The sequence below is a fragment of the Maribacter arcticus genome (assembly GCF_900167935.1).
Lineage (GTDB): Bacteria > Bacteroidota > Bacteroidia > Flavobacteriales > Flavobacteriaceae > Maribacter > Maribacter arcticus.
Map to the genome: position 1 here is coordinate 79,973 of NZ_FUYL01000004.1, position 14,771 is coordinate 94,743.

Here is a 14,771-nt window from a genome sequence, read left to right on the forward strand (position 1 = left end):
ATTTACAGGGTTTATATAAATGTATTACCACTTATCAGCGGAGAAAGAGGAACTATCCAAATTCTCATTTTTCTAACGATTACAGGGGCTAAAACAAACTTGGAAATTTAGTGACACCTAATTAGCCTCTTTTTAACAAAAGTTTGGGAATTGTGGGTTCTTTTCCTTCAATTTACCTCCAAATTGGCTCATTTGATAACAAACCAATGAGCATCATTCAATATTGACCGCACATATGGTGTGTTTTCAATCGATGACAGGAAGTTTTCAAACTCAGATATGAATTTGAAATTGATGCTTAAAGGTTCTGTTCAAAAGATAATGTTTAGACTATATTTATTTCAGGGACCGAACAAATACTTTCAAATGAAAGTTGTTTGGTTTCTGATAGTCTAGCTATGTATTGAGTAAGAATTGAATAGTTCGTTTTAAAATGATAGGTTAAAATTTTACTATCCTTTATTTGAACTTTCCTAAACGTAACGATTTTGAATTATGCTCAGCCCGGTTTAACATGAGGAAATCAATCAATACAATGTTTTCACATTTATATAAATTTAACTATTAGTTATTATTTAGATACTTTATGAGTAGTTGTAGGGGTATGAAGCCCATCGGTGTGAAAATGTACGCTAAGATGGTTGATAAGGTATCGAGGTCAAATATTCATCCAACTCATCAACTATGTATCTTTCAGCAGTCTGTTGTTTAATAACTGTGGTTTTTATTTTGCTTTAACACCATATTAACCTGTTTTGGAATTTCAATAATGTGTTGTTTGCCCATTACTGGAGTACTTTACCTTTATTTTAACTTTAGTTAAATACTGTTCGGTTGGCAGATCAAACACTTATAGCATGTGGGGAAATGTTGCCTTAGCAGAAAATCGAACTTCCTGCGTTTTCCTTTGTTGTTATTCTGGGACAGCATAATCGAAGATTCGTATACACAGGCAGCTACAATCAGCTAATTCTAATTTAAAACTACCACTTATATGAGATTTTCGTTCGTTGGTCTTGTAAAATTAGATAATATTTAAAAACCCCCTAAGTTTGAAGCTTAAATATAATCTTATGAAACTTAACCTTGTAATTGTGGACGATTCAGTGCTATGGTTATCTATTGCAGAAAAATTAGCAAAAGTTCATCCTAATGTAGCAAGCGTAACTACCTTCGATGATTCCTTAGATGCTTGGATTTTTCTACAGACGAACCAGTCAACAGCATTAATGACAGATATTGAAATGCCGTGTATGGACGGTCTTTCCTTTCTTTCAATGTTCAGTGCTAAACTACCCGTAATCTCAACATCTACAAAGAAGAATTATACAGAGCACGCAACGAAACTTGGTTGTGTTGATTTTTTATCGAAGCCATTTTCAAAGAAGGAGTTTGATCTTGCCCTGACCAATGTATACGAGAGAGTTTCCCTCCAAAAAATTTCTTAGGGCATCATCTATACAATAGCTGTCAGAAGACTAAGGTTACACTAAGAAACTTTGGTAATACGTTTGTTTACCTTGGAGATTGTGTGTCTAGAGCAACCCAATAGGTTCTGGATGTAATTGTAGCTCTTACTGTCTCTTAATAGTCCCTCGATTTTATTCTGTAATTCAATGTTCTCGGGGCGACCCTTGTATTTTCCCTGCTGCTTGGCTTTTTGTACCCCTTGGGCTTGTCTACGCCTCCGGTCCTCGTAGTCCTTACGCGCAACTGCCGCGAGCACATCGAGCAGCATCGAATTAATTGCCGACAACATTCTTTCGGTAAATTCGTCCGAGCTGTCGATGAGTATGTGGCTCGTGGGAAGATCTAATGAAACGATTTTGATGCCCTTGTCTGCAATGACCAATTTCAAAGTCTCCCAATCCTTAACGTTCAACCTACTTATCCTGTCAATCTGTTCTACGAGCAGTACATCTCCGAGCTCCGTAATTTCCAACAACCTAAATAGTTCAGGGCGGTCTAATTTGCTACCAGTCTCGTTTTCCATAAACCAGAAAGAGACTTTGATTCCCTTTTTATCAGCAAAGTCCGTAAGCTCGTTCTTGGCCCTGTCGGCATCTTGTTCTTTGGTGGATGCCCTTAAATATCCATATACCCTCATAAGTGCATTATAAATGGTTTATAAATATTATTGCACCAACAAATAGGTGGTAGCGAAAAGGTATACCCAAAATGCACTATTTTAAATGACAAGACTTTATGGAACAAATAACTTAACAATCAACCAATGTCAAATGAAATTTTAACCCAAGAGCAGGAAAAAAATTATGGGAAGTTCCCAGAGGTTCTGAACGACAATCAGATTTCCAAATATTTTACATTGGACAATTTAGATTTAGAGTTTGTTCACAAACGAAGAGGAAATGCCAATAAGTTTGGAGTAGCGCTTCAATTAACTTGTGTTCGTTTTTTGGGAACATTCTTAAGAGATCTCTCCGAAATTCCAGATATCGTAAAAGAATTTGTTGCTGACCAATTGTTTATTGGTAACATAACAATATTAGAATTATACGCTAAAAGGGAAACTACCAAACGAGAGCACCGCGCCTTGATTAAGAAACAATATAATTATCGAGAGTATACCAAAGGGCATCTGTCCTTTAGATGGGGTATGAAGCCCAACGGTGCGAAAACGTACGCTAAGGATGGAAATGTAACAAAAAACCGGATAATATTTCTTTAGATCTAAAGATGGGATATGCTATGAGCCGGTGATGCACGGTTACATACTTTTAGTGACAGCTATCCCTTCCGTTAAGCTAAACTGTTCGATTTTCGTCTAAATACCGTTTTTTCGGAATATCTAGAAGGCAATAAAAACCCACGTTTAATTGTACTTTGAAAACTGCAACATCGGTTAAAGATGTCTCTTGAAATCCCGTATTTGACCTAAAACACGAACAACGAATATTCCCTTTCTGGTTGGTTCATAGAAAATAGTATGCGCCTTGTAATTGTATCTTTTCAAAGGTGCCGCAAATTCAGAAGCGCTGCGACCAAGGTCAGAATTATCTGCAAGAGTCTGTAAAAATTGGTATAACTCGGTAACATAATTATGAGTCTGTGATTCACCCCAAGTCTCCAAAGTATAATCTACTATATCGTCGATATCACCATCTACTTTCGATGATAAATGATAACTAGACATTTCTGTTCTTTTTGCGAATTATTGCAGCTTCAATAATTTCATCAACAGACCTAATTTTAAAGCTCATTCCACTATCATATCCTGCTTGTATAGCCGCCTTGGTGATTAAAAACTCTCTATTACGTTCCTCATCTAAACGTATTAGATGTCGCATGTATTCGCTATCGTTCGCGAAACCACCATTTTCAATTTGTAGCTTTATCCATTCTTCCTGAGCGGTAGTAATAGTCAATGATTTTCTGATTGTCGCCATAATTACAATATTTAATTACATACAATATACGCAATATAACATATTATTAGCGCACGATTAACTGAAATTTTATTAAACTAGCACTTAAGACCTGTAACCAAATAACATTGATCCCACCCATATTTAAACTTTAAGGATTGCGTTCAAAGTTTATAAAAAGGTCTTTATTATTATACTACTGCTAAAGTCTTTTAAATAGTTCAATTGTCAATCCCTATCGCTAATCTCTTGGAAAGTTCACTGAAAGGTCATTTTTCATAGGGGTCAAACGGTAGTTTAAATGAACTCTTAAAGTTCCAAATCGATGTATGAACCGAAAAATTACAATAAACGATTATTGGGAATTGCATTATTTATTTGAAAGTCTTCCTAATCTAGTCACATAAAACAGCTGATATGAAAACCATAAGAGACTTATAAAACATCGTGGGTATAAAGAACATAATGTTCTTTATACAATTGATAATAAATTTGTGGGGAACCTGCCCTTAAAATTATTCGTTTTATTGAACCCTGAAATTATGGTATCAAGCAAAGCAGTTAATGTAAAGAAATAGGGTTAACATTTTATATTATACACGTTTAAATCCCCTTAAGCATTACTTATGTTGTTGTTGGAAATTATGGTGCACATCCTTTCGCCGATAATTTTGCATCCCAATTAGGAAATGATTCTTAGGGCTAAGTAGAAGAGTAGATAACACATGGTATAGGTAACTATCCTTGGAATAAATAATATGGTTATTAGGTAAATGTTGGCTCAGTAACTAAAGTAAAGAAAGGTTTTGGAATCGTTCAAGGAATTTCTAAAAATCTACCATCATTAATTTGACCTAATATTTAATAGTTACTGAGTTAACCCAAATTCAATACAAAGTGATGGCTGCAAAATATTGGGAAAGCTTCAGTGAATTGAGTTCCTGCACCAATACAATAATGGCGCAGAAATCATCACAAAAATAACTCTGTTATTCCTTATCCTATATTTACCCAGAACTGTCATCTGTATAAGGTAAAATGACCTACAAATTCTTTCATATTATCTTCGTTAAAGTTAACAACGTACCAATAGTCTCCCGTAGGCACTTCCTTCCCATCATAGGTCCCGTTCCAGCCCTGAATATTGGATAATCTAGCCACCACCCTGCCATAGCGATCATATATTAATACTTCTAGGTTAGGGAAATATTCCGCATTCCTTGGCCTCCAGGAATCGTTCATGTTGTCACCATCCGGTGTAAAGAAGTTGGGCATCTCTATATCAATGAACTCCATGTATATCGATGCAACGGCCTCACAACCATTTTCATCGACTACCCTAACTTCATACGTACCCGTTTCTCTTATACTATAGGTATTATCTGTACCGTTGTCAAATCCATTGAAGTAGAATGTATATTCCAATCTGCCACCTTCTGCAATCGCAATTATCTCGTTTGGGGTCTGCTCCAATGTCAATATTAGTGGTTCATAACCAATAATATCAAAATCCACGGTTTCAACACATCCGTTGGCATGTGCTATTGTTATATAATGGCTTCCAGGATAAATATTACTAAAATTAGGGTCTAATTGCATAGCCGTTTGATCTGTGGAATCAAGGGCATACATTACATCACCTGAAACTGAGATATCTTCCAATACGACGTTCACATAATTATTGGGCGTATCACCGGTACATTCGTATACTGGTTCTACGGTCGCACTAAGGTTGACACCTCTTTCAATATCTAGTACAACATTGGTCTCACATCCGTTAGCATCCCTTATGAATATGAGATAAGTGCCAGCCGTTAGATTATTGAAGTCCACACGATCTAGGACAAAATCGGCATCGGAATTTGAGTTCATTGCAGTACGATAGGGAGCGGTACCGCCCGCAATTATCAAACTAATCGAACCATCCTCACTTCCAACACAAATCTCCGGGGTAATCGTAGCACTAACGTCTATGATGGTTGGCTCCGAAATGGTATATTCCAAATATTCGAAGCATCCATTTCCATCCTGTGCTATTACCGCATAATCTCCTGGGGCCAAATCGGTAAACGTGTTTATGGTATCAAACTTATCCAGATCAGGAGAAATGGAATAGATGTAGCTACCGGCCCCACCGGCAAGTGTCACCGTAATACTTCCGTTTTCTTCGCCGAAACAACTGACATCTACAATATGGTCGGTATAGGTCAAAGGTATAGGCTCCATGATTATGACCTGTTCAGGCGCCGTAGTACAATCTTCACTTACTACGTTGACCCAATAAGTACCTGCCGTTAGACCCGAAAATTGCCCTAAAGGTTGAGGCCCGGCTATTCTATTGCCAATTGTTACACTATTGCTATAGAGTTCGTATTGATAATTGCCCAATCCTCCGTCTGCAGCCGCATAAATTATTGCGGTGCTTTCTCCGGTACAATTGATGAAAGCCGCGGTATTGTCCACACTCAAAGTCAATGGAATAATCGGGTTCTCGGTAATTGCGTTCGAAGCTACCGCCTCACAACCATTAATTGCGTCCCTAACATAGTATTGATAGGTACCGGCGCCTAAAATACCTGTTAAAGGCAACCCGATACTATTGCCCATCATTGGCAGAAAGTTAACGTTATCAGTGCTGTATGCATATGTTCCGCTTCCTCCCGTAGCGGTTAGTTCAAATTCCGCACCGGTAGCACAAGTTAAAGGGTCTGTCCGAACCAAGGAAGCAAATACTCTGGCAGGTTGGGTTATAGCTACTGGATTGGTTTCAACATCACAATTCCATTCATCGGTTACGGTGATGCTATAGATTCCAGCTCCTAACCCGGTAAATGTTTCTGATATCTGTTCGCCTGAAGTGAATTCGATTACTGCTCCAGCCGCATCATAATAATTCAATTTATATTCATAGTTGCCACTACCACCACCGGTAACAATTGCCGTTATGGTTGCATCATTATCACCAAAGCAATCTAAAGTTGTTACTAACGGAATAGCGTTGGCGACAATAGGTGTCGCTGGAACCAATGCTTCGGTAGCGATAAAAACACAGCCACTATTATCCGTAATTTGTATACCAAAATTTCCTGCTGACAGCCCAGTAAATACCATAACTTGTACATCAAGGGCAGCATATACTTGCCCTGTAATCGTATTGGTCAGTACAATATCGTAGGGCGCATATCCACCTATTGGATCTACTAGCATCTCCCCTTGACCATTGGTACATTCTGCTTCCGCTAGCGGATTAACGAAAGCGGTTAAAGGTATATTTGGCGAAGAAATCGTGATTATATTCGAGTCTTCCGAACATAGGGGTAATTCAGTTTCGGTTACCCTAACATAATAATTGCCTCCCGATAGTCCGGTTATGGAAAGAGGATTTGTAGTTGCCGGTCCAGATTGGACACTAACTCCTGCTTGTGTAAACACCTCGTATTCATAAGCACCCGAGTATCCTATAATGTTGATTTCCAAGGTACCATTACCATCACCGTAACACGTAACAGGTGAGGTAGCGATTGCAACAACATCAATTAAATCATACGGTGCAATAGAATGGGCCAGTGTATCTACATAACAACCGGTATCCAAATCAGTTACTCTGAATGTATAGTTGCCCACTGCACTAAGATAGAATGTTGCTGTTGTCCCAGTCATTGGGCCTGGTGTTCCATTGCTATTGCCTAATGGCAACAATTCAAAGCTATAATTATGAGGGTTTCCGTCATCTGTTACTGTTATCAAAACTTCCTCTGGACCGGCACATGAAATTGCTGAAGTTTTGGTAACGGCAGCGGTAAAGGTGTTTATTGGATCAATCAATTGCGTAGGCAAGGCGAATAAACATCCATTAGCATCCCTGATAATGATATCATAATTTCCAGCACTCCATGCATTATAGGTAAAAACCGACCCGCCTGTTGGCAAGAAACTACTACCGTTTACGCTAAAGAAATAATTTGGGGTACCCGTACCTGCAGTTATGGTAACCTCTATGACTGCAGACTGTTGTGCGTTGTTCATATCACATGCAAACGGTATCACTTTCGTAATTGCAGCATCAAGGGCCGTAGGTTCACCGATCGTAACTTGATCCATCGCCGTACAATTTCGGTTGGACGTTACCGTAATGTTCCATACTCCTTCAGATAGCCCTGTAAAGAGTTTTATACTTTGGGTAAAGGTCAAAGTGCCATTAGTTATTTGGAAAGTGTAAAGTGGATTATCATTGACACCTGCACTTGAAGGTTCCATCTTAATAGTTATAGAACCATCTGAAGCACCCGCACAACTAACATTCGTCCATTCGGTGTCCAATAAGGTAACCGGGGTTGGCTCTTCCAAGGAAATAGGTACATCGATAAAACAATTGGGCGTTGCCAAAGAGGCATCCGTTACACGGACCACATAATCTCCAAAGGGAACGCCTACAAATTGGTTCCCGCTAGGTGAAATGCTAGTTGGCGTAAGGTCTGATTGTAATAGTTCAGTTAGATAGGAACCTGAACCTCCAGTTATAGTAAACCCAATTACACCATCATCAGTTGTGCAGGTAGGTTGTGTTAGAACAATAGCAGTTGCTTCTAATTCTGGGGCTATTGCTATACCCTTTATTTCACCACAGCCATTACTGTCAAGGATTTCAATAGAATGACTTCCTGAATTTAAACCTGAAATGGTAATCGTATTACCTAACGCATTCAAACCTGTTGCGGCTCTAAGCGCACCGTTATCGACACGAATGCTATAGGGCGCAATACCTTCGGCGGTTAATGTGATGTCCATAGCGTAGTTTCCTTCCGATCCAGAACATTGATTGTTTATAGAAAGGCTTATTTCTGGAGAGGAATCTGTTGGCACCAAGACATTATCCTGTTGAATACAGTTATTTGCATCCTTGATATAAACAATATAGTCGCCCCCTTCCACATTAAAAACATTGGTAGAACTACCGGCCCAGGTCATCAGTGTTGGTGCAGCAACTGTTGCTAAGGCAATTTGATATTCATAGGGCGGGGTACCAAATTGGCCTATTGCCGAAACCTGGCTGGCATTCAGATTACAATTATCATTTGTATCAAGCGTTGCCGTAACCTGTAAAGTGTTGGTAGATTCTGAAATAGTAAAAACTTCAGACCCTACCGAGCAACCATCAAAGGTGCCGCCTATCTCATTAAATAAAATGTAATAAACACCAGGGGCCAACGGGCCTACATTGGTTACCGATACCACCGTACCTATGCTAGGTGGGTTTACGGCCTCAGAACCTGTAATACCGGTCGTAGCATTGGATTGAAAATTAAAAATTTCATAATTGACACTTGTAGTATCAGCTGCATAATTATCAAAACTGAAGCTCACACCTCCATCAGCATTTCCGGTACAGGTGACATTGTTAACCGTATCTAAGCTAGTGGTGAGATTAGATGGCGAATCAATAGGTGTATCCGCCATTTCAAAATAATAACAGTTGTTAGTTAAGTCATGTACGACGAAGGTGTACGTTATACCAGGGATCAGACCATCAAACGTTGCGGTATTACCGCCTGGAGAATCTGCAGATTGGTAATCATTAACAGGATCATCAACGTAGGGAACTAAATAGTTTTCAAGAATAGCGAATTCATAATTACCACTCCCAACGGTTGAGTTTACCGTAATTATGGCCGTACCACCTAAACTACAGTCTACGGTCGTTGTAGTAACATCAATATTCAAATCCTCGGGCGGAGAGGCAATAATATTGATGGTCTTTACAGAACAACCATTGGCATCGACCACATCAACTTCGTAAATGCCGAATTCTAAAATTGTAAACGTATAGTCCTCTCCCCCGGAGGTTGTAGGGTAAAAATCAGTATGCCCATTATTTCCGGTGAGATAGTAGTTGTATTCATTGGTTCCTCCACTTAAATTGGTGACGCTAATGGAACCTGGATCGGTACCATTGGCCGGGTCGCATGTAATAGGCATTACGATAATGTCATAGTAAATAGGGTCTGGTTCATTTATTACGATTGTTTCCGTACCAGAGCAAGACTGAGCATCGGTTACAGTAACTTCATAAATACCTGCGGGCAGACCAGAAGTCTGTGTGTCATAAGCTGTTGCCGTTGTAATATTTTCTACAGATACGGTATAGGGTGGTAACCCTGTTGTACCGTCAATATTTACTTGAATAGTTGCTCCATCATCACCATGGCATAGAATTTCAGTAGTCTGGACCAACGTAAAGGTTGGGGGCACATATAGATCGACAGTTTCAGTGGTATTTACCGAACATGCGCTATCGTCGGTAATACTAAAAGTATAGATACCCGCTGTTGGGGTAACATAAGAGAATGGAATACTGGGTACTATTGTACTAGCTTGTACAAGATTACCATCCAAAAAAACTTCATAAGTATAATTAGTGGACCCACCTGCTATGGAAATTTCTATTTCTGCATCGGGCGAACCACTAGTACAATCCAAGCCTTTGATTAGGCTAGATGAAGCGATTAAGGTAGGGAATACCTCAATGCTTGCCGCACTTGTACAGTTTTTGCTATCAATAACTTCTACCGTATGACTACCGGGTCCAAGACCTGTAAAACTTGTATTGGATTGATAGTCACCACCGTTGAGGCGATATTGAAAAGGTACACTACCTCCGGAAGTAACATTGGCGGTCAATACTAGCCCCGTAGTACTGTCATAACATATATTATTAGCAGTTACCTCTAATACGGGTGCTTCTGCAGGGGTAAGACTGAACGTTTGGGTGATTTCACAACCTCCAGCGTCTATTACATTAATAGAATAATTACCTGTGTCCGTAAGCCCAGTAAACGAGTTATTTCCTTGCGGTCCTGTTATTGCTCCTGTTGGGCTCTCCAATACGTATTCAAATCCACCCCAACCTCCTGTCGCTGTTACGGTTACAGCACCAGGAACTGTTCCTGATGGAGAACAGGAAAGGTCTGTACTATCTAAATCAGAAATAATAAGTTCAGAAAGCGGGGCAGTAACGGCAATGTTTTCCGTTGCCGTACAATTCGTAGTATTATCCGTTACCTCAATACTATAGGTTCCTTCTCCCAGTCCTGTAAGGGCCAGCGTATTAGCCGTCACTGCTGTACCTGAAAAAGTAGAAGGACCCGTTACCGTATAATCATACGAGGTGGTAAATCCGCTCACATTGAAGGTAACTGCTCCATCGGATATACCAAAACAGGTTACATTATTATTAATTTTTCCTACAGCGGCAATACGGTTTACAGCAGCTATTGTAAAATCTTCTTGAATACTACATCCTTTAGCATCACTGACCCTAAACGTATATGTTCCTGGTTCAAGTGACGAAAAAGTATTGCTTGTTCCATTGTCAATAGCATTCGCTAAAGGAGCTATGATTTCATAATTAAAAGGAGCGGTACCATCCACGACGGTGACGGTGACTTCTGAGGTCAACGCGGGACAAACTGGCTGGGTCGCATTAAATGTTAGGTCACTAGGTTCTATTCGAGGGTCTATTGTAACATCATCGGTAGCAAAAGTACACCCATTGGCATCCCTGATAGTAACGGTGTAAGTGCCATCAATTAATCCAGTGAACCTCTCGGCACCAGGTCCAGAGAAGAAATTTACTCCATCTATACTGTATTCATAGGGAGCTGTTCCACCTGATACATTTTGTGCCTCTATAATTCCGTCTTGCGTACAGGTATAACCTTGAATCAATACCGCATTCCCGAAAAGCGCATTGGCCGGTGTAGAAATAGTATGGTATTCAAAATAATCACAAGAAGCACTTCCCTTTCGCTGATTTATAACAATGGCATAATCACCTGCTGGCAAGCCGGGAAAATAGCCTGATGTATTGGTTGCCAAAGCATTGATATACTCATAATTTTGTTCATCGAATGTGGCTGCATCAAACAAGTAGTAAGTTAGCTGGTACCCATTACTATTGACAAGATTGAATTCTATTGACCCTGTTGAGTCTCCAAAACATAGTACATTGGTTACCGAAGTAGCATTGTATTCAGCTGCTGGTCTAAACTCTATGGTCACCATATTGGAAATGGATACACAGTTAAATCTATCGATTACGGCGAATGTATAATCCCCTGGATTTAGAATATCAAATATCTGACTGGTTTGATACGATGATGCCGGAATATCATTAACGCTTGGGTATGAGATTACGGCTGCACCGTCATCATCTACAAAGGACCAAATAGCATAGGTATGCGGAGTCTTTCCACCACCGGAATCCATAAGAATATTCCCTTCTTTACAGGTTATGTGTTGTGAAACCCTCGCGATTAAATATAGGTTGTCTTCAACTATAGATACCTGTTCAGAATAAGAACAGCCATCATCGGTACGTGCAATAGCGATATAGTTTCCTGGATTCAGGTCGTTAAATGTAAAATTATTGTTTGGTTGGGCAGTTTCACTGTCCAAAAGTGTTCCTAGCCCGCCGTTAGAACCATCATCAAGCCTAATTTCGTATTCATAATTGGGCTCGGCGTTGTTTATTTGAATATTGATTGACCCAAAACCAGTACAGCTATTAAGAGCTGCCGAAATTGAGTAATTTACATTCCGTTCAAGGATTCCTATATCGGGAGTACTAAAAATACAGGCTCCTGCTATTGGAACACTAGAATTATCCAATTGTACGACTTCTACGCGGTATCCTCCATTTTCGCCCGGGTTAAAATCAAAACTTGGTCCGTTGTTCGAACTAAAGGGTATGATTACCGTTCCACTTATGGCATCTACCAATTGGTAACCATAACCATTGCCCAAGTTGGTAATGGTAATGTTTCCTGGAGAGGTACAAATAATGTCTTTTTTGTTGTATTGAATATCCAAATCGTTCTGAAAAGCATTGAAATAGAAGCGATTGCTACAGCCATTCTGATAGTTGACAAACAAACGATATTTACCAGGGCTATTAAGGGTATAGTTGTTGCCAGAACCAACTTGATTCCAGGTACAGGTCAAATTTTTATTGGCACAGTCGTCCCCAGAGGGACTACAGCTTGCTTCGTCCAATTTTTGCCATACAATACTTTGGGCATCCAAAATATTCACTTGTAAAAGCCTAGAGTCACTTATACCGCAGAGGAATAATTTAGGAAGCAACGCATTGTCTATACTACATTGCACTATTTCTCCAAAAAGGTCATTTGATGGGTCTGCATCATTGTTTACTGTATTGTAATACTCTATTATAGGGTTGGTAATGGTTCCTGAACCGTATTGCACTACATTGATGATTTCTTTAAAGCCTTTACACGGATCGGCAACAATTTTGTCCACAATATAGGTACCTTCACCGTTGACCAATATGGTACTTGAATCATTATCCGGATCTCCATCGTTCAAAACGGTATCCGTACTATCTATAACATTATTATTGTTATCGTCCCGTACCCAAATATAATCGTCAAAATGATCACCCGCATTTAATAAAACATTGGTACCACATAGTTCTACGCTGCGCGTGAAGTTACAGTCAGCAAGATCATCTAAAAGAAAATTGGTTGCACCGGGCAGCACAAATCCACAATTATCAAAGTCAGATACACTCGGGTCATCTGTAATTATATTGGAATTAATAGCTCCCGCGTAGGTGGAATAGGCCAAATTTTGTATCAGATCCGTACAAGCATCCACAAAATCAAAACAATTTTCGGCAACCTTCACGCGCATGCGTATCGTATAAATAGGATCTTGTTTATTTACGAGATTGTCTGAAATAGTAAAAATCACAGTTCTACTAGGCGCATCATAAGTATAGGTTACGCCTGTGGGAAGCACTAAATTTGCCTCGTCCAATGTAACGTTTATGGGGAGTACATCACGTATGGTATAATTTACGGTATCGTCATTTCCTAAATTTTGGAACGAAAGTACATAATCAAGTGTTTGGCCAAGGTTGACCCCCATACCAGTGATATCATTACCTCCAATATCCTCTACCCTTTTTTCAAGAACAATGTTCGGCTCTATTTGCTCGACCAAGAACGTGGCCAAGAAAGAGCCGTAACCATCTCCTGATGATGTAAATTGCAAGGTAGCACCCGTTTCATCGTTGGGAAGTATGGCATTATTGGGGTTACTAAGGTCAAATACGTCTAAATCAAGACCTAAGGTATTTGTGCCATAAGGTGTTCTATCAATGACTTGGCCGTCGTTTATAGAGATGGTCGAATTAAAAAAGTTATTGGCGGGGTTCAAATTGGTTGTCGATAAGTCTGTAAACGTAGCGTTCATATTCGCCTTGATCTTGAACCTATCGTTTGTAATACTTCTATCCCCTTCAAGCGCACCGACCCCTATCCTTGCATTTACGGGAAACCCCGTAGGTAAAGTCTTAAAGCCATTAACCGCTACGTTTACGGTGCCAACCGAGCCAGACATCCCGGCATAACCGTCGAATGTGGATATAAACTTGCCGGTTTCGTTGGGGTTTTCATAAATGACCACCATGACCCATCCTGCTGAGCTAGAGCCATTTCTTGTTCCTTTTGTGGCGCGGATATTGGCCACAGTATATTCTCCAATAGGATTGGTATTAGAACGAACAATGTCCGTTATATTTTTATAGCATATATAAGGAGAATCCTTAAATGAATTATTGATGTCATTATAATCATATCCGTCGAAAATTATGTCATCTTCATCACCAATAGGGTCCGCGGTCGTATCGGCTGTTAGTTCAACATAGCTGCCTCCTGGTATTTTAAATTTAATAGTGAACCAGTCTTCAATTCTCGGTGTACCATTAAAGGGAGCACTGCTATCAGTACTACGTTCATTTGGATATGTAGCCGCCCAATATAGACCGGCATAACGGACCTGAGAGCAGGACGGGTCAGCCAAATTAAGCGCTGCACTACTAGAACTGAAGGTCGAGGAATCCCCATCGATATCGATATATTCCATCCAAAGGGAGTTGTTGTTCTGTGTACCGTTATAAGCTATATTGGCCTCTCCCGGATCAGCTTGGGAGGCCCTATTAAGAATATTATTTCCCGCAAAAATGATATTCCCCCTAATTTCTAAACTACCTCCGTCCAGTCTGGGGGTAAAGGGAACGGCTTCCTGTGCGTTGGATGCAAAAAAGCAACCAGTTAAAAGCACATAAAGCATCATCGACCATTTTAAATTGAGTCTATTAGTTTGCATAGGTTGATAAGGTTTGGGGCCAAACAAAATTGGGGTTCGATTAATTCCTCTTGAAAAAAATCAATGAAACTCCTTTTTTATGTAAGGTTAAACTTACTAATCTAAAACCTCAATGAATGTTGTGAAAAGTACTATTCGTGTTGTCAAAAGCTCGGCTGTGTGTTCTTCAACGATACTTTGCAAAAAATGATTTTA

6 protein-coding genes are annotated in these 14,771 nt (G+C 39.7%); 2 read left to right on the top strand and 4 right to left on the bottom strand.

Annotated features, from left to right (window positions below; all coding sequences use genetic code 11):
• Positions 1–1,073: 1,073 nt before the first annotated feature.
• A complete protein-coding gene (locus B5X55_RS07520) occupies positions 1,074–1,448 on the top strand; it encodes a LytR/AlgR family response regulator transcription factor (RefSeq protein ID WP_079512008.1) in 375 nt (124 codons plus the stop codon).
• 41 nt (positions 1,449–1,489) lie between these two features.
• On the opposite strand, the gene B5X55_RS07525 is transcribed toward B5X55_RS07520, so the two are convergent.
• A complete protein-coding gene (locus B5X55_RS07525) occupies positions 1,490–2,107 on the bottom strand; it encodes a recombinase family protein (RefSeq protein WP_079512009.1) in 618 nt (205 codons plus the stop codon).
• Positions 2,108–2,233: 126 nt separating this feature from the next.
• On the opposite strand from B5X55_RS07525, the gene B5X55_RS07530 reads away from it, so the two are divergent.
• A complete protein-coding gene (locus B5X55_RS07530; RefSeq protein WP_079512010.1) occupies positions 2,234–2,689 on the top strand; it encodes a DUF4158 domain-containing protein in 456 nt (151 codons plus the stop codon).
• Between the two features lie 174 nt (positions 2,690–2,863).
• Here the strand turns inward: B5X55_RS07530 and B5X55_RS07535 are convergent, their stop codons facing one another.
• The 3 genes from B5X55_RS07535 to B5X55_RS07545 all read right to left on the bottom strand — a co-directional run bounded on the left by B5X55_RS07535 (position 2,864) and on the right by B5X55_RS07545 (position 14,576).
• Positions 2,864–3,154 carry a type II toxin-antitoxin system RelE/ParE family toxin gene (locus B5X55_RS07535; RefSeq protein ID WP_079512011.1) on the bottom strand — a complete coding sequence of 97 codons (291 nt, stop codon included), beginning with the start codon at positions 3,152–3,154 and terminating at the stop codon, positions 2,864–2,866.
• A complete protein-coding gene (locus B5X55_RS07540; protein ID WP_079512012.1) occupies positions 3,147–3,407 on the bottom strand; it encodes a ribbon-helix-helix domain-containing protein in 261 nt (86 codons plus the stop codon). Before B5X55_RS07540 ends, B5X55_RS07535 begins: the two co-directional genes overlap by 8 nt.
• A 999-nt stretch (positions 3,408–4,406) precedes the next feature.
• Complete coding sequence (locus tag B5X55_RS07545; RefSeq protein WP_079512013.1) at positions 4,407–14,576, bottom strand: T9SS type B sorting domain-containing protein; 10,170 nt, start codon at positions 14,574–14,576, stop codon at positions 4,407–4,409.
• Positions 14,577–14,771 lie beyond the last annotated feature (195 nt).